15 protein-coding genes are annotated in these 16,440 nt (G+C 42.9%); 1 reads left to right on the top strand and 14 read right to left on the bottom strand.

Annotated features, from left to right (window positions below; translation table 11 throughout):
• Nucleotides 1-20 precede the first annotated feature (20 nt).
• Nucleotides 21-641, bottom strand: coding sequence for a DUF6385 domain-containing protein (locus CALPO_RS0111610; RefSeq protein WP_026487474.1), 621 nt, complete (start codon nucleotides 639-641; stop codon nucleotides 21-23).
• A gap of 137 nt (nucleotides 642-778) precedes the next feature.
• Here CALPO_RS0111610 and CALPO_RS0111605 point away from each other — a divergent pair, with 137 nt between their 5' ends.
• Nucleotides 779-2,332: a glycosyltransferase gene (locus CALPO_RS0111605; protein ID WP_026487473.1), complete on the top strand. Its 1,554-nt coding sequence runs from the start codon at nucleotides 779-781 to the stop codon at nucleotides 2,330-2,332.
• Nucleotides 2,333-2,368: 36 nt separating this feature from the next.
• On the opposite strand, the gene CALPO_RS0111600 is transcribed toward CALPO_RS0111605, so the two are convergent.
• From CALPO_RS0111600 to CALPO_RS0111540, 13 genes are all read right to left on the bottom strand, one after another.
• The gene (locus CALPO_RS0111600; protein WP_026487472.1) at nucleotides 2,369-3,178 is read right to left on the bottom strand and encodes a spore coat protein; all 810 of its coding nucleotides are present in this window, start codon (nucleotides 3,176-3,178) and stop codon (nucleotides 2,369-2,371) included.
• A 24-nt stretch (nucleotides 3,179-3,202) separates the two neighbouring features.
• Complete coding sequence (locus CALPO_RS13890; RefSeq protein ID WP_245589951.1) at nucleotides 3,203-3,433, bottom strand: ferritin family protein; 231 nt, start codon at nucleotides 3,431-3,433, stop codon at nucleotides 3,203-3,205.
• A 94-nt stretch (nucleotides 3,434-3,527) separates the two neighbouring features.
• The gene (gene pdxR / locus CALPO_RS0111590) at nucleotides 3,528-4,964 is read right to left on the bottom strand and encodes a MocR-like pyridoxine biosynthesis transcription factor PdxR (protein WP_035172806.1); all 1,437 of its coding nucleotides are present in this window, start codon (nucleotides 4,962-4,964) and stop codon (nucleotides 3,528-3,530) included.
• Nucleotides 4,965-5,040: 76 nt separating this feature from the next.
• Complete coding sequence (gene pyrE / locus CALPO_RS0111585) at nucleotides 5,041-5,616, bottom strand: orotate phosphoribosyltransferase (RefSeq protein WP_026487470.1); 576 nt, start codon at nucleotides 5,614-5,616, stop codon at nucleotides 5,041-5,043.
• A gap of 20 nt (nucleotides 5,617-5,636) precedes the next feature.
• Nucleotides 5,637-6,545, bottom strand: coding sequence for a dihydroorotate dehydrogenase (locus tag CALPO_RS0111580; protein WP_026487469.1), 909 nt, complete (start codon nucleotides 6,543-6,545; stop codon nucleotides 5,637-5,639).
• The gene (locus CALPO_RS0111575) at nucleotides 6,541-7,290 is read right to left on the bottom strand and encodes a dihydroorotate dehydrogenase electron transfer subunit (protein WP_026487468.1); all 750 of its coding nucleotides are present in this window, start codon (nucleotides 7,288-7,290) and stop codon (nucleotides 6,541-6,543) included. Before CALPO_RS0111575 ends, CALPO_RS0111580 begins: the two co-directional genes overlap by 5 nt.
• Nucleotides 7,287-10,481 (bottom strand): carbamoyl-phosphate synthase large subunit, encoded by a 3,195-nt coding sequence (gene carB, locus CALPO_RS0111570; protein WP_026487467.1) that lies wholly within the window; start codon nucleotides 10,479-10,481, stop codon nucleotides 7,287-7,289. The genes CALPO_RS0111575 and carB overlap by 4 nt, the downstream gene beginning before the upstream one ends.
• Nucleotides 10,466-11,548, bottom strand: coding sequence for a carbamoyl phosphate synthase small subunit (locus CALPO_RS0111565; protein ID WP_026487466.1), 1,083 nt, complete (start codon nucleotides 11,546-11,548; stop codon nucleotides 10,466-10,468). The genes carB and CALPO_RS0111565 overlap by 16 nt, the downstream gene beginning before the upstream one ends.
• On the bottom strand, nucleotides 11,548-12,408 hold the full coding sequence (gene pyrF / locus CALPO_RS0111560; protein ID WP_026487465.1) for an orotidine-5'-phosphate decarboxylase: 861 nt from the start codon (nucleotides 12,406-12,408) through the stop codon (nucleotides 11,548-11,550). Before pyrF ends, CALPO_RS0111565 begins: the two co-directional genes overlap by 1 nt.
• On the bottom strand, nucleotides 12,402-13,688 hold the full coding sequence (locus tag CALPO_RS0111555) for a dihydroorotase (RefSeq protein WP_026487464.1): 1,287 nt from the start codon (nucleotides 13,686-13,688) through the stop codon (nucleotides 12,402-12,404). Before CALPO_RS0111555 ends, pyrF begins: the two co-directional genes overlap by 7 nt.
• Complete coding sequence (locus CALPO_RS0111550; RefSeq protein WP_026487463.1) at nucleotides 13,672-14,607, bottom strand: aspartate carbamoyltransferase catalytic subunit; 936 nt, start codon at nucleotides 14,605-14,607, stop codon at nucleotides 13,672-13,674. The genes CALPO_RS0111555 and CALPO_RS0111550 overlap by 17 nt, the downstream gene beginning before the upstream one ends.
• A gap of 173 nt (nucleotides 14,608-14,780) precedes the next feature.
• Nucleotides 14,781-15,314, bottom strand: coding sequence for a bifunctional pyr operon transcriptional regulator/uracil phosphoribosyltransferase PyrR (gene pyrR, locus CALPO_RS0111545; protein WP_026487462.1), 534 nt, complete (start codon nucleotides 15,312-15,314; stop codon nucleotides 14,781-14,783).
• A 197-nt stretch (nucleotides 15,315-15,511) separates the two neighbouring features.
• Nucleotides 15,512-16,432, bottom strand: coding sequence for an AEC family transporter (locus CALPO_RS0111540; RefSeq protein WP_026487461.1), 921 nt, complete (start codon nucleotides 16,430-16,432; stop codon nucleotides 15,512-15,514).
• Nucleotides 16,433-16,440: the final 8 nt, after the last annotated feature.

The following is a 16,440-nucleotide window of genomic DNA, read 5'->3' as shown; positions in this document are numbered from 1 at the left end:
ACCCAGGTGCACCCTTTAATTTAAGTCTGAGCGTTGTAGTAAAAAACAGCCGTTACAGTCGCTGTACCAGCATCATAGTAAAGCCTGGTGTAATTTAAGAACCTCTGCGCTACCAGTGTCGTAGCCGACCCTGGAGTAACACTTATTTCTCCGCTGGGATCATCGATAAAATATTCTTCAGCTGTTGTGGGACTTATCTGAAGCTTTACAGACAGAGCAGCGGCGCCAGTATTATACACGTAGTAGGTGTACATCCTCTTTTGCGAAGTATCTTCGAGGAGCAACGTCCCTGTACCCGTAACATTGTTAATAGATGCAGTTGCTGAAGTAAACACCCTGCCTGAGAGGATATTTGAAACCGTATCTGTGGCAGGAGAAAGCGACCTTATATTAATGGTATTTGTAATGTTGGCGTTTACTGTTTCAACAATACTCTGTACAGATACCATATCAGTGGTATATGATAAAGGCCTTATATCAAAACTGGTAGCTGTTACGGTTACAGAGGCATTCTGGACTATCGTTTGAAGGCTGCCATTGGCATCCGTTAAAAGCGCCGTGACGGTGCCACCAGCCGTCTGGCCGTGTACAAGAGTTTTTAACTGATCAGCCACAGGATTAAAAACTATATTATTAGGCATACAATCCCCCCAAATCATGAATTGCTGTAAAATATATAATACTTTAACTAATATATATATATTCTTTAAACATATAATTGTGACGTAATTTTAATGATATATCCGCATATATTAGATAAAGAAAGGAAGTGAAATAAATGAACAGGGTATTACTGGGTAGCCCGGTAAAGCAAGATTATGCCATTTTAAAAGAATTCCTGGAGTCCATAAATAACTTGGAGACAGAGGAAATAGAATTAGACATAATGTTTATAGACGACAATGATGATACAAAATCAAAGCGATTATTGAAGAATTACAGGAAAAATGGCTGTCGTATCATCGTAAAGCCTTCCGAGAACAGCATCTCATACAGCAAGGATGATACAACCCACTATTGGAATCATCAACTTATACGCAAAGTAGCGGCATTTAAAAACGCCATTATAGCATACGCAAAAGAAAACCACTACGACTACCTTTTTTTAGTGGATTCAGATCTCTACCTACATCCCATGACTTTAAAACAACTTATTTTATCAAAAAAAGACATAATCTCAGAAATTTTTTGGACCAAATGGACCCCCGATTCCATCGAACTGCCTCAGGTATGGCTTGAAGACAATTACAGATTGTATGCCAGAAAGAAAGGAGAAATACTTTCGCAAGAAGAGGTAAACAAAAGGACTTTTGATTTTCTGAACATACTTCAAAAGCCAGGGGTATACAGAGTAGGAGGGCTGGGAGCATGTACACTTATAAGCAAAAAAGCAATCAATGCCGGTATATCCTTTGATGAAATATACAATATATCTTTTGAAGGAGAAGACAGGCACTTCTGCATACGGGCAGTTGCCCTTGGTTTTGAGCTATTTGTAGACACCCATTGGCCATCATTTCACATGTACAGAGATAGCGACCTTGAGGAATTAAAATGGTATAAAGACACCTTAAACAAGGTAAATGGCAGATATAACTACATCGTGCTCCCCAACAAAAGGCGGATTAATGTCAATCAAAACAGCCTTACACTGGCAATGACAGTCAAAGACGAAGCCAGCAGGTATTTAACCGACGTATTAAAAGTAGCATCAAAAATCGCCGACAAAGCCGTAATCGTAGATGACGCCAGTAATGATAACACAAGGGAAGTTTTTCAAAAATTTTTTGAAGGAAAGGAATTGATTTACATCGTAAATGAGACATCCATGTTCAATAATGAAGTAAAACTCAGAAAAAAGCTGTGGGAGTCGGTAATAGCCACCAACCCCGATTGGATTTTATGCCTTGACGCCGATGAAATCATAGAAGATAAAATCGTGGAACACATTAAAAACATAATTAACCAGCCTTATTACGATGTAATGTGTTTCAGAATATACGATTTCTGGGATGAAAAGCACTACCGAGAAGACATGTACTGGAATGCCCATACAAAATACTGGCCGTTTCTCCTAAGATATCAGCCGCAATTTAATTACGTTTGGAAAGAAACACCTCTTCACTGCGGCAGATTTCCTTCCAACATATTTGAACAACCTCACGCCATAGCCGACATAAGGGTAAAACACATGGGGTGGTCCAAGGCGGAGGACAGAATTAAAAAGTATCAAAGGTATATGGAATTAGACAGAGGAGGTAAATACGGTATATTAGAGCAATACGCATCCATATTAGATGCAAACCCTTCGCTAAAAGAATGGATAGAATAAGGCTCCAATCAGCCTGGAGCCTTATCGCTTTTTAGACTATATTGAATTTCTCACAATGTTTTGAATGTTATCCTGCATCTGTTTTTCTACATTGGTCATATAGCCAGCTGTACCTGCCTGTGCTGTCATACCAGCTTGCTGCTGGGGCTGATTTTGAGAAAATTGTTTATAGCTACTGCCTTTCCCCGACGTCATATAACCAGGCTGTCCAGCTCCAAGAGCCTGCCCGCCTTGAATCGCCCTCTGATAGCTGCTCTCCATCGGTGATCTTCCCTGGTATGTTGTATTGGATTGATTGGCTGTGGTACCGGTCTTGTAACCTGACGCGTACTCCCCTTCCATTTCAGTCCAGTATCCAGCCATTGGGCCACCCTGTGCTCCCGTACCTGTATTTATATCGGTCATTCGATTGACCGTTTGCTGAATGTTGGACCTCATTACCTGCTCCACTGAACCCGCAGGCGTATAACCACTCGAACTTGTCATCGGCATACCATATGTACCGGTTTGTTGTCCGCCATACTGTGCCGCTGTGCTATAGCCTCCTGCCTGCGCGTACTGAGGTGTTTGCTGGTAGCCACCTCCCATTATCTGGTTTTGGACATTGGTAAATTGCGCCTGGGTCGACCTTAAATCATTGGGGTTCACCATATAAGGCCTATACCAGCCTTTTCGGTTCATGGTGTTCCAGAAAACCATTTGATTTTCATGTTCATCGTTTAATATGCTCATCATGTCCTGCTTTACATTGACATCAGAGCATTCAGATGCAGCGTAGTTGTAAGCACTTTCAATCCATTTTTGCGATACAACGCAATCAGTTATTATATCTTTGTCTGATAACATTTACTTACCTCCTTTTCTTAATATTCAATACATTTTTTGCGCCATATAACCCTGACCATACTGGCCTTGTGCAGCTGCGCTATTGATATGTCTCATAAGCGTATTGAAGTGGTTTACATGCTTTTGCGCTATATTGTTGCACTCATCCCTGATCTCAGGATCACTGCATTGGCTGGCATATGCTCGAAACTTTTTAATCAATAGCTCTTCGTTACCCAGTTGATCCTGCAAAACGAGCAGCTCCCTCTCTGTCACATTCATCCCTCCTCGTTTTTATTTTGTTTTTATTTTTTCCTGTCAGCTGAATATTATTCGAAAAATATCATTTAAATAAGTGTTGAAAACAGGTCTATATAAGAGGCATAATTTTATTTTCAGATTCACCGGTCAGCTCTTTAATAGACTCTCCAAGCATGTCTATGCCTCTATTTATCTCCTCCCGGGAGAGGGATGCAAAGCTCAACCTGAAATGAGTATCATCATTGTAATCAGGGTAAAAAAGGCTTCCAGGGGCGATAAGCAGGTTGTTTCTGAGGCATATACTGTAAAAGACTACAGACGAATACCCTTCTGGCAACTGCAGCCACAAATACAAACCACCACGGGGTTTCTCAAATTGAATTTCTTTTATAAGTTTTAACTTTTCACACACGTACATCATTTGAGAACGGTATATCTTTTTTATATACTCGAGGTTCTTTTTCCAAAGGCCTTTGCGCAAAAACAGGTCAAAAGCCCTTTGAGTCAGACCTGCCGTAGAAATATCCGTTATATGCTTGGCTGCAATTACCTCACCGCTTAATTTCTGAGGCAAAGAGAGAAAAGCCAGTCTTAAACCTGGCATAAATATTTTGGAAAAGCTTTTAAGATATATCACATATCCCCCATCGTCGTATGACTTTATGGGTCTTATGCCTTGGTCGGAATAATCTAAATCGTTCAGGTAATCATCTTCTAAAATATACGTATCATACTTTTTCGCCAGCTCCAACAGTTTTATTTTGTTCTCTTCTGAATAACAATAGCCTGTGGGGTTTTGAAATCCAGGCATCACGTATATAAACGCAGGTCTTTTGCTTCTGAGCCTATCCTGCAAAACATCCAGATCAATGCCGTCTCTGCGCAAAGGTATACCTATTATATTGGCACCCCTTGACTTAAATGCAGCTATAGCTCCGTTATACGTTGGACTTTCTACAAATACACAATCTCCATACCTTAACATGGCCTTGGACAGTATATCTATACCCTGCTGGCCTCCTGATATAACCTGTATATCATCTGGAGATGTTTTAATCCCGTACAGTTTTAGAAAATCCGATATCGATTCCCTTAAAGGCCTGAACCCTTTGCTTTCCTGATAGCTAAAAGCTAAACCTCCATCTCTATCTAACACTTCATTTATGATATTTTTAAAGTCTTCTACGGGAAACAGGTCAGGAGCAGGAGTTGCACTAGCAAAATTTATCATACCTGGTGTCACAACCAGCTGTCCCTGGTCTAAAAGCTTTAGTTTATCGATAATCTCCCTGCTTTTTTTGCTCTGATCTGCCACATACGTGCCGCTTCCCACCCTAGTATAGACGTATCCATTGGATTCTAAGAATCTGTAAGCGCTGGCCACTGTAGCAGTGTTTACATCCAAAAATTCCGCAAGCTTGCGCACCGGTGGAAGCTTAAATCCCTTTTGTATTTTGCTTTCCTCTATTAGCCGAATTATCTGATCTACAAGCTGCATATAAAGAGGTTGTGAACTCTCTTTATCTAAATTGAGCTGTTTAAACACCTCCAAAGCAGTATCCCTCTTTCGTGTAAAAATCTCACCACAATTATATCACTCCTCTTGTTCTACTCCAAGGCACTCATCTGAGGTTCCTGCTCCCCGGCTTGACCAGAGGTAAGCCCTGCTTGCAAAGAGGACAGTTCTGAGCCTCATAAGATTTAACATCCAGCACGATAACAGGTACGAACTTTACTCCAAAGTTCACCTCTCCATTACTCCTATCCACAAGAGAACCCACGCCTATCACATTGCCACCGTAATCTTTCACGATTTGGATAACCTCTTTAACCGAACCACCAGTAGTGGTCACATCCTCCACCACAAGGACGTTTTCGCCTTCTTTGATCTCAAATCCGCGCCTCAACGTCATGATGCCATTTTCCCTTTCGGCAAAAATTGACCTCACGCCCAGCTCCTTTCCCACCTCGTAGGCAAACACAATACCTCCTATAGCTGGTCCGACAACCACGTCGATTTTCTCTCCTTTAAAAGAATCCGCCAGATGCCTTGAGAGCATCTCACAGTATAATGGATACTGAAAAACACGGGCGCATTGGATATACCTATCGCTATGCCTGCCAGAGGTCAGTAGAAAGTGTCCCTCTAACATAGCACCAGTTTTCCTCAATATTTCTAATACCTTTTCCTTTTCCATTTTTTATCTCCTTTCTTATATTAAATCTCTAATGCACCTATGATCTCCCTTACGTCTTTGATATTATGCCTTTGCATGTAATCCCATATACCATCAATAACGTCAATAACTGCAGTGGGATTTACAAGGTTAGCGGTGCCCACTGCCACAGCGGTAGCACCTGCCAGCATAAATTCCACCGCGTCAATTCCCGTCATTATCCCACCCATACCGATTATAGGCACATTCCTTACAGCCCTATAGACCTCATACACCATTCTGAGGGCTATGGGTTTTATCGCAGGGCCTGACAGGCCTCCCGTCACATTTCTTAATACAGGCCTTCTGGATTCTGCATCAATGGCCATACCCGAAAGGGTATTTATAAGGGAGAGGCCATCGGCCCCACCATAACACGCCGCTAAAGCACAATCCACGATACTGGTGACATTAGGTGACAGCTTTACAATCACAGCTTTTTTACTGCGTTCTTTTACCTCACGGGTAATTTCCTCTATTACAGCGGGATCTAATCCAAAAGCCATACCGCCTTGTTTCACATTGGGGCAGGATATATTTATCTCAAAAGCTGACACCGGAAGGTCGTTTAGCTTTTCTACTACCTGACAATATTCCTGGATGCTATTGCCAGCTACGTTTACGATAATAGGTATGCGGTATTTTATCAGTTCCGGCAGTTCTTCTCTTATAAACGCCTCAACTCCCGGATTTTGCAACCCCACGCTGTTCAGTATTCCAGAAGGGGTTTCGGCAATTCTCGGAGGGGGATTGCCCTCTCTCGGCTGCAACGTCACAGCTTTTACCGTAATAGCTCCCAGACGGTTTAAATCTACATACCTGGCGTACTCTACACCGTGTCCAAAGGTCCCCGACGCCGTGGTAACAGGGTTTTTCATCTTTACCCCTGCTACCTCTACCTCCATGTTAATCATCAAAAATCACCTCATCTGCTGTAAACACAGGTCCATCTGCACACACCCTTTTGTAATGCCAGCTCTCTCCTGATGTTATCTTACAGGAGCAGACAAGGCATGCCCCTATTCCACAACCCATGCGCTCTTCCAGAGAAATCTCACAGGGTATACGGTAACGCTGCGATAAAGCTCTTATGCTCTTTAACATTCCCACAGGTCCACAAGCATATATGATGTCAGGTGTAAATTCGCACTGTTTTAAATAACCCTCTACCAGTTCAGTGATAAGCCCTTTATAATCGTATTCCCCTGATTCTATGGACACAATAGGGCTATTAAATTCGTCCAAAAGAAAAAGCTGGTTTTTATACCCCAAAAAAATCCGGGCTTTCTCTCCCAGGGTTTTAGCTAGATATACCATTGGAGCTATACCCAGTCCTCCCCCTACAACCAATGCTTTGTCTTTCACCTTATCTACATCAAATCCCCTTCCTAAAGGCCCTATTACGTCGATCTCATCCCCGGGTTTAAGCTGAGAAAGTGCTCGTGTCCCAGCGCCTCTTATCTGGTATACGATGTATACCACATCGCCTATCACATCGCTTACGCTGAAAGGCCTTCTCAATATATGGGAAGTGTCATTTACTTTTACGTGTACAAATTGACCGGGGCTTGCAGACCTGGCAATATCAGCGCAGCTAAAAGCCAGCCTATATATATCCCTGGCAATCAAATTATTAAAGAGCACTCTGCACGTCAATTTACAGCACCTTCGCTCTCCAAGGCATATACGCTTAGCATGCCCAAATCCATCTTAGACTTTATACACCTCAGTAGCCCAAACGCCGTATCTACAGAGGTAATACACGGAATAGATAGCTTTATGGCCTTGCTTCTTATATGGTATCCATCTCTCATAGGCTCCCTACCCCTGGTAGGCGTATTTATGACAACCTGTATCATCCCCTGCTCCATAAGGTCAATTATATTAGGATGTCCATCTTCCAGCTTTGATACCACCTGGGCTTTTATCCCATTTTTATTTAAAAACTCAGCTGTCCCTCTTGTAGCCATTATGTTAAATCCCAGCATAGCAAACTCCTTGGCCAGTTCTGTTATCTCCCTTTTGTCCACATCCGCCACCGTTATAAGCACGTTCCCTCTTTGAGGAATATTTATGCCCGCTGCGCTCATGCCTTTGTACAACGCTTGTGTAAAATCCGGCGATACCCCTAAAACTTCACCAGTAGACTTCATTTCAGGACCCAAGGCTACCTCCACTAGCGGCAATTTTTGAAAAGAAAACACCGGCACCTTAACAGCATATTTGCCGCTTTTTTTGTACAACCCTGTACCATATCCCATATCTGCTATCTTTTTGCCCATAGCCGCTCTTGTGGCAAGTTCTATCATAGGAACGCCAGTCACCTTGCTTATATACGGAACTGTCCTGCTGGACCTGGGGTTTACCTCTATTACATACAGTTCATCCTCATATATAACGTACTGCACGTTTATAAGGCCTTTAACGTTTAACACCCTGGACAGCTTAAGGGTATGGTCTGCGATTTTATCCACCATTTCCTGACTTATCGTTATCGCAGGGTATATCGATACACTGTCGCCTGAATGGATGCCTGCCCGCTCCAAGTGCTCCATTATCCCGGGTATCAATACGTCTTCTCCATCAGATATAGCGTCTACTTCCACTTCTTTTCCCATAAGGTATTTGTCGATTAGTATGGGGAATTCATCAGAGATGTTAAGAGCGGCCTTTACGTATTTGCTCAAATCTTCATCTGAATAAACTATCTGCATCCCTTGGCCACCCAACACATACGATGGCCTGACCAAAACAGGATAACCCAGCTCGCCGGCTGTCTTTAAAGCTTCTTTTAACCCCACGACTCCTTTGCCCTTGGGGCGCTTCATGTCCAATAACTCCAAAAGGTCGTCAAACTTATCCCTATCCTCAGCCCTGTCTATGCTGTCGGGACTCGTGCCCAATACCTTGATCCCTAGCTTAGCAAGGGCATTTGCCAATTTTATAGCCGTCTGACCTCCAAACTGTACCAATACCCCTTCAGGTTTTTCCTTTTGAATGACAGCCAATACATCCTCTACCGTCAACGGCTCAAAGTACAGCCTATCAGATGTGTCAAAATCCGTGCTGACGGTTTCAGGGTTATTGTTTATGACCACCGCTTCATACCCCATCTTTTTCAATGCCCATATAGAATGTACAAGGCAGTAATCAAATTCTATACCCTGTCCTATTCTTATGGGTCCAGAACCTATAGCTACCACTTTAGGCTTGTCTGAATGAGATACCTCGTCAACCCCATCGTAAGTAGAGTAATAATAAGGTGATGTTGCTTCAAACTCTGCCGCACATGTGTCCACCATTTTATAAGAAGGCAAGATACCATACCGTATCCTCATTTTCCTTACCTCATCCTCTGTTATACCTTTTAACCTCGCAATAGCTTTATCTGAAAATCCCTTTTTCTTAGCCTTCAAAAGCAAATCCTTACTTATGTCCGAGGAAACCAATTCCCTCTCCATCGTTATAATATTAGATATCTTACTGAGGAAAAACATATCTATATGGGTTATGCGATGTATTTCATCAATAGATACCCCTTTTCTCATAGCCTCTGCCACTGCAAATATCCTCTCATCGTCTTTCTTTTTGACTTTTGCGATAATCTCATCTCTAGAAAGCTCAGCCATATCTTTTTGCCACAGGTGATCCACTCCTATTTCCAGAGACCTTATTCCTTTCAATAAAGCGGACTCAAAAGACGTACCTATTGCCATCACCTCGCCTGTAGCTTTCATCTGCGTGCCTAATTTCCTGTCAGCGCTGCAGAACTTGTCAAAGGGCCACCTAGGTATTTTTACTACTACGTAGTCTATGGACGGCTCAAAACACGCGTAAGTCTTGCCGGTAACCCCATTTTTTATCTGATCAAGGCTGTACCCTAAAGCTATTTTCGCGGCCACTTTCGCGATAGGATAACCGGTAGCCTTAGAAGCCAAGGCGCTGGAACGGCTAACCCGCGGATTCACCTCTATGACGTAGTACTCAAAGCTTTCTGGATTGAGGGCAAATTGCACATTGCAGCCCCCTTCTATCTTTAAAGCATCGATTATTTTAAGGGCTGCCCGTCTTAGCATCTGGTACTCTTTATCCGACAACGTCTGTGAAGGAGCCACCACTATGCTGTCACCGGTATGAATACCTACAGGGTCAATGTTCTCCATATTGCAGACCGTTATACAATTGCCTTTGCCATCCCTCATAACCTCATACTCGATTTCTTTCCACCCGTATACGCTTTTTTCTATGAGCACCTGATGGGTTCTGCTGTATTGTAAACCTGAAGACGCTATTTCCCTCAGCTGTCTTTCATCCCACGCAATTCCACCTCCTGTCCCGCCGAGGGTATAGGCAGGCCTTACTATAACAGGGTAACCTATCTCTGTGGCTACTTTTACAGCGCTATCCACATCATTGGCCACATGACTGGGAAGCACAGGTTCTCCGATTTCCATCATGGCTTTGCGAAATTCATCCCTATCCTCTGCTTTTTTAATGGATTCAAGCGTTGTCCCCATAAGTTCCACATTGTACTGGCGAAGAAACCCTGATTCTGCCAACTCTACAGCCAAATTCAACCCCGTCTGACCACCTAAGGTTGGCAACAATCCCTCAGGCCTTTCTCTCGCTATAATGTTCTTTATCACTTCTAGCTTTAAAGGCTCTATATACACCCTATCGGCTATGTCCGGATCAGTCATTATAGTAGCTGGATTGCTGTTTACCAGCACAACTTCCACACCTTCTTCTTTGAGAGAGCGGCAGGCTTGAGTTCCTGAATAGTCAAATTCCGCCGCCTGCCCTATTACTATGGGACCTGATCCTATTACCATCACTTTTCTGTACATATACCGCCCTCCTCTTTCACCATATTTATAAATTCATCAAAAAGGAATGATGTATCGCAAGGACCAGGCGACGCCTCAGGATGAAATTGTACGCTGTATACTGGTAATTTTTTATGCCTAATCCCTTCTATCGTGCCATCATTTGCGTTTAGGTGCGTTATCTCTACTTCTTCTGGCAAGCTCTCAGGCACAACGGCATACCCATGGTTTTGGGACGTTATATAAGTCCTGCCATTTCTTAAATCCTTCACAGGATGATTACATCCCCTGTGTCCGTACTTTAGCTTGGCGGTATCACACCCAAGAGCCAAGGATAGTATCTGGTGACCCAGGCATATGCCAAAAATAGGTACCTTGCCTATAATCTTTTTCACCTCCGTCACCGCATAATTCGCATCTTTAGGGTCACCGGGACCATTGGACAATAAAACTCCTTCCGGCGCTATGCTCATGATATCAGAGGCTTTGCTGGTAGCAGGAAATACCGTTATATCCGCTCCCTTCAGTTTTAGGCTCTCAATTATATTAGCTTTTAAACCATAATCTACCACCGCTACTTTAGGTCCCTTCCCTGGTATGCGGTAAACCTCTTTTGCCGTCACATATTTCACGTGATCCTTTTCAATATAGTCTTTCAGGAAGCTAAGCTTTTTCCCCATATCGGTGATTTCCGATGTTATCATGGCCATCATAGTGCCTTTTTCCCTTATAACTTTGGTAATCGCTCTGGTATCAACGCCTTGAATGCCCACTATATCATTGACTTTAAGGTATTCATCAAGGGTGTACTTACACCTGAAATTACTGGGTTTCTCACAGGCTTCTCTTACTACAAAACCCCTCACATGAGGTCTATAAGACTGAAAATCCTCCTCGTTTATGCCGTAATTGCCTATGAGGGGGTATGTCATGGTGACGATCTGGCCGTAATAAGACGGATCTGTAAGCACTTCCTGATAACCCGTCATGCCCGTGTTAAAAACCACCTCACCCGCAACTTCACCGCGGGAGCCAATGTACTCCCCCTCAAAATACATGCCATTTTCCAGCAAAAGATACGCCCGCACTACAAAACACCTCCCGTCGCTCTGTTGAGATCATCTCTCATTTTTATAACCTCAAACCTTATACCCTCTTCAGCAGCCATCTCGGGATGCTTTTTATACGCCAAAAGCACTGCTCTAGACGAATTTACTATGGCACCCAAACCACCCTTGTGAAAAGCCATTGCCGCATCATTAGCTGTAGCGCCTTGGACTCCGTATCCAGGTACCAGTATATAAGCATGGGGCATTAATTCTCTCAACCTTTTCGCCTCGTCAGGATATGTGGCGCCAACTACTGCTCCCACAAAGGAATAACCTCTTTTGCCTATATAATCCTTACCCCACTGATCTACTTTTAAGGCCACATGTTCGTATACCGGCCGCCCTTCTGAAATAAGATCTTGAATATCAGCAGAAGAGGCGTTGGAGGTCTTCGTCAAAACAAATATTCCTTTATCGTATTTCAAACAATCTTCTATAAAAGGCCTTACAGCGTCGTAACCCATATAGGGATTTACCGTTACAAAATCTATATAAGCCCTTGTAAGAAAAGCCTTAGAATAAGCAGCTGCGGTAGATGATATGTCACCTCTTTTTACATCAGCAATGACGTACAGCCCTTTTTGTTTGGCGTACTCAGAAGTTTTATAAAAAAGCTCTACACCCGCTGCTCCATACTGTTCGTACATAGCTATTTGAATTTTGATCACCGCCACAATATCCCATACCGCATCGATTACCATTTTATTAAACCGCCACATCGAATCTACAGGATCGCCATTTTTCATCCCATCAGGCACGTATTCGTACTGGGTGTCAAGCCCTACCGCAAGACAATTGCCTTTTGATTCTATAGCGTGGATAAGATCGTCCATTAACATACAATTCCTCCTTCGCTGTCGTAAACCACTTTACCACTTACCATGGTCATTTTAATAACGCCCTTTAAAGCCCTTCCATCAAAAGGAGTATTTTTGCCTTTGGAATAAAACTTATTTTTATCCACCACATACTCTTTTTCAGGATCAATAACAACTATATCGGCGACAGCTCCTTCTTTTATATAACCCCTGTCTAATCCCAGAATCTTTGCAGGATTTGTCGACATAAGCCTGACTACATCCTTATAATCGATATATCCTTTCTTAACCAGGTACGAATTCACCACTGAAAACGCCGTTTCCAATCCTGATATACCAAATGCGGCTTTGGCGTATTCCACGCTTTTATCCTGTATACCATGAGGGGCATGATCTGTAGCGATGCAGTCAATGGTTCCATCTTTAAGCCCTTCTACCAAGGCTTCTATATCATCCTCGGTGCGCAGCGGCGGATTGACTTTGGTATCTGTATTGTAGCCATCGACTTCCACATCAGTAAGCGAGATATGATGAGGCGTAACCTCTGCTGTTATTCTAGCACCTAATTTCTTGGCCCATCTGATGACATCTACAGAACCTCTCGTACTTACGTGAGCCACGTGAAGCCTTGCTCCCGTATGCAAAGCCAGAATAGCATCCCTCGATACCATCACCTCTTCCGCTTCAGCAGGTATGCCTTTCAGGCCCAACAGCGTTGACATATAACCTGCGTTCATGACTCCATCTCCTGCTATGTTCAAATCCTCACAATGGGATATAACCAGCATATTCCACATATTAGCATAAGACATCGCTCTTCTCATAAGCCCTGAGTTCATCACTGATTTGCCATCGTCAGACAATGCAATAGCGCCATTTTCCTTCAGTTCCCCAACCTCTGAAAGCTCTTCTCCTTTCAATCCCTTTGTTATGCAACCAATAGGCAGTACATTTACCACGCCCTCTTTTTGGGCCTTAGACAGGATGTATTCCAATACCACCTTATTGTCCACCACCGGATTGGTATTAGGCATGCACGCTATTGTGGTAAACCCGCCGTGGGCTGCTGCCATAGTACCTGTCCTGATAGTTTCTTTGTATTCATAACCGGGATCCCTCAGGTGGCAGTGCATGTCTACAAAGCCTGGCATAATCAATAATCCCATGGCGTTAAAAGTCAACGCATCTTTATCCTCTATACCTTCACCTATAGCCGTTATCCGGTCTCCCTCTATCAGGAGATCGCAAACCCTCTCTTCATCGCAATTTACGATCCTGCCTGCTTTAAACAATATTTTCATAGGATATACCCCTTTCAGACAGCAACGTAAGCAATGCCATACGCACAGCCACTCCATTGGTTACTTGCTCCTCAGCAGTACATACCCTCTCATCGGCGATTTCATACGATATCTCAATTCCCCTGTTCATAGGGCCCGGATGCATCAAAATAGCCCCATCAGCTGCTAAAGCCATTCTCTTCTCGTCAATGCCGTACATCCTGTAAAACTCTCTCAACGACGGAAACAAACCGCTTTTTTGCCTTTCCAGCTGAATTCGCAAAGCCATAACCACGTCAACGCCTTTTACAGCTTCATCGGCATCGCTATAAACTTCCACCCCCAGCTTATCTAAGCCAGGTGGTATAAGAGTAGAAGGCCCGGCAACTCTTACGTTCATTCCCATTTTTTTCATTCCAAATATGTTAGAACGTGCTACCCTGCTGTGGAGCACATCGCCTACAATAGCTACCGTAAGCCCTTTTAGCCGCCCCTTTTTCTCCATGATCGTAAGCATATCTAAAAGGGCCTGAGTGGGATGCTCATTTATACCATCCCCGGCATTTATAACGCTGGCCTTTACTTCCCTTGCGACAATGCCGGGAGCGCCTGTCATAGAATGCCTTATGGCGATGAGGTCAACCCCCATGCTGTCTAAAGTCCTCGCCGTGTCGATTAGCGATTCCCCTTTAGCTACGCTGCTCGTAGCTGTTTCTATACACACCACATTGGCACCTAGATATTTCCCTGCCAATTCAAAAGATGTTCTCGTCCTCGTGCTAGGTTCGTAAAAGAGAGTAACCATGGTTTTACCTTTTAAAGTAGACGCAACGTCTTTTCTGTACTTTAAAGCTTTTTTCATATCCAAAGCCAGCTCTAAAATTTCCTCTATCTCCCTTGATGTCAAAAACCTCAAACCCAGAAGATCTTTTCTCAACACAGCAATTACCTCCCTTTTCCATTTACCTTAAACTCACCTAAGGGCACAAAAAAATGGGATAGAACGACCTATTCTATCCCATTTCTCTTCTTACTTTCACCATAATAAAATTCCTCCCTTCTATATAGGGAGTCTCGCTCCCTTTATTAGCCTCACAGGACTAATTTAAAAGGTCATTCCTCTATAAGAACTCTATTTTCATTGTCAACTTCACTTACTCTGACAGATATCAACTCGGTTCTGGACGTAGGAACATTCTTGCCCACAAAGTCGGCTTTTATAGGCAATTCCCTGTGACCCCTGTCAATCAGGATGGCCAGCTGTATTGCCTTAGGTCTGCCCAGGCGTATAATGGCGTCCATCGCAGCTCTTACGGTCCTACCTGTATACAGGACATCATCTACCAGAACACAGATCTTCCCTTTTACATCAAAGGGAAATTCAGGTTTACTTACAATAGGCTGCTCCGCCAATGCGCTGAGGTCATCGCGATACAACGTGATATCCAGTTCCCCTACGGGTACTTCTTTCCCTTCTATCTGGGCTATCGCCATAGCAATTCTTCTGGCTAAAGGTACCCCTCTCCTCTTTATGCCTATGAGCACCAGGTTATCCACGCCCTTATTGCGCTCTATTATTTCATGGGCGATCCTCACCAGCGCCCGTCTCATGGCATTTTCATCCATTATCTCGGCCTTTATCCTCAACTCTATACCTCCGCAAAAAACCCCCCAACCCGACAGGCTGAGAGGTTTCTATATTGTAAATCTTATTCGCTAAAATCTATACAGCTACGCTGAATAACACCTTGCCAACCTCTCAGGGTTGAATTAAAGGCCTTCTTATTTACTGTGAATATTATATACTATTATTGTTGGTTTTGCAATACAAATCGCACATATTTTTATCGCCACAACAACATTATCGCCATCATGAAAATTATGCTAAACATGATCGTAACTGTCACCAGCACCGACGAAAGTTTTACATTTAACCCCCTATCTATGGAATATATTACAGCCACCATCGGAGTAGGCAAAAGAGCCCCTATGGTGAGAATTTTAACCAAAAGCGATTTGGTGCTAAATGCCAGGATTACAAACAGAAGCAGTAGCAACCCCGGCAAAAATTTTACAAACACCCCTATTGCCAGCGCTTTGAGCTCATCTCTGCTTAACTTAAAATCCAAAAAATAGCCTATGGTAAACAGCGCTAAAACGCCATTAGGCACAGCCAGCTGGGATATCATTTCTTTCAATAATTCAGGAAATTGAATACCCGTTATATTGATAAAGATAGATAAAACGTATATATCCAATGGAAAAAAACACAACACTTTTTTTATTATCGCGGAAAAATTAATCTTTTCCCCCTCTGAAGCTAAAAAAGAAATACCATATGCTAAACCGAATACGATAAATGAGTTTCCCATGTCAAACATAGCCATAGTGATTAAGCCTTTATTGCCATAAACCTGCTGTATGAAAGGAAAAGCAAACAGCCCCACGTTGTACCCGCAGATGGAAATTATCAGCGTCCATTTTGTCTTAGAGTCGAGATGTACTTTTCTAACTAAGATATAGCCAAGAACAAAAGTAAAGATGCCAAGAAAAATACTTATTAATGGCAAGATAAAAAACTGAGCATACAATTTAGAATTTAAAAATACATTTATAATGGTGGCAGGTAATGTGACATACAATATAAATTTACTCAAAACATCGCCAGCACCTTCAGGTAAAAGCTTTAATCGCTTGATTAAATAACCTAAAAATATAACGGACAAATTTGAAAATATCTTTTCCGCTATCGCCAGTTGATTCAAACCTTCTT

It is taken from the genome of Caldanaerobius polysaccharolyticus DSM 13641 (assembly GCF_000427425.1).
Classification (GTDB): Bacteria; Bacillota; Thermoanaerobacteria; order Thermoanaerobacterales; family Caldanaerobiaceae; genus Caldanaerobius; species Caldanaerobius polysaccharolyticus.
The sequence above is the reverse complement of the archived record's forward strand: the minus strand, read 5'-3'. Positions and strand labels throughout refer to the sequence as shown.

Bases quoted from the DNA above. Each gene is read 5' to 3' on its own strand.
- CALPO_RS0111610 (WP_026487474.1), bottom strand. From the start codon at position 641: ATGCCTAATAATATAGTTTTTAATCCTGTGGCTGATCAGTTAAAAACT.
- CALPO_RS0111605 (WP_026487473.1), top strand. From the start codon at position 779: ATGAACAGGGTATTACTGGGTAGCCCGGTAAAGCAAGATTATGCCATT.
- CALPO_RS0111600 (WP_026487472.1), bottom strand. From the start codon at position 3,178: ATGTTATCAGACAAAGATATAATAACTGATTGCGTTGTATCGCAAAAA.
- pyrE (WP_026487470.1), bottom strand. From the start codon at position 5,616: ATGGAAAAGGAAAAGGTATTAGAAATATTGAGGAAAACTGGTGCTATG.
- carB (WP_026487467.1), bottom strand. From the start codon at position 10,481: ATGTACAGAAAAGTGATGGTAATAGGATCAGGTCCCATAGTAATAGGG.
- pyrF (WP_026487465.1), bottom strand. From the start codon at position 12,408: ATGTTAATGGACGATCTTATCCACGCTATAGAATCAAAAGGCAATTGT.
- CALPO_RS0111555 (WP_026487464.1), bottom strand. From the start codon at position 13,688: ATGAAAATATTGTTTAAAGCAGGCAGGATCGTAAATTGCGATGAAGAG.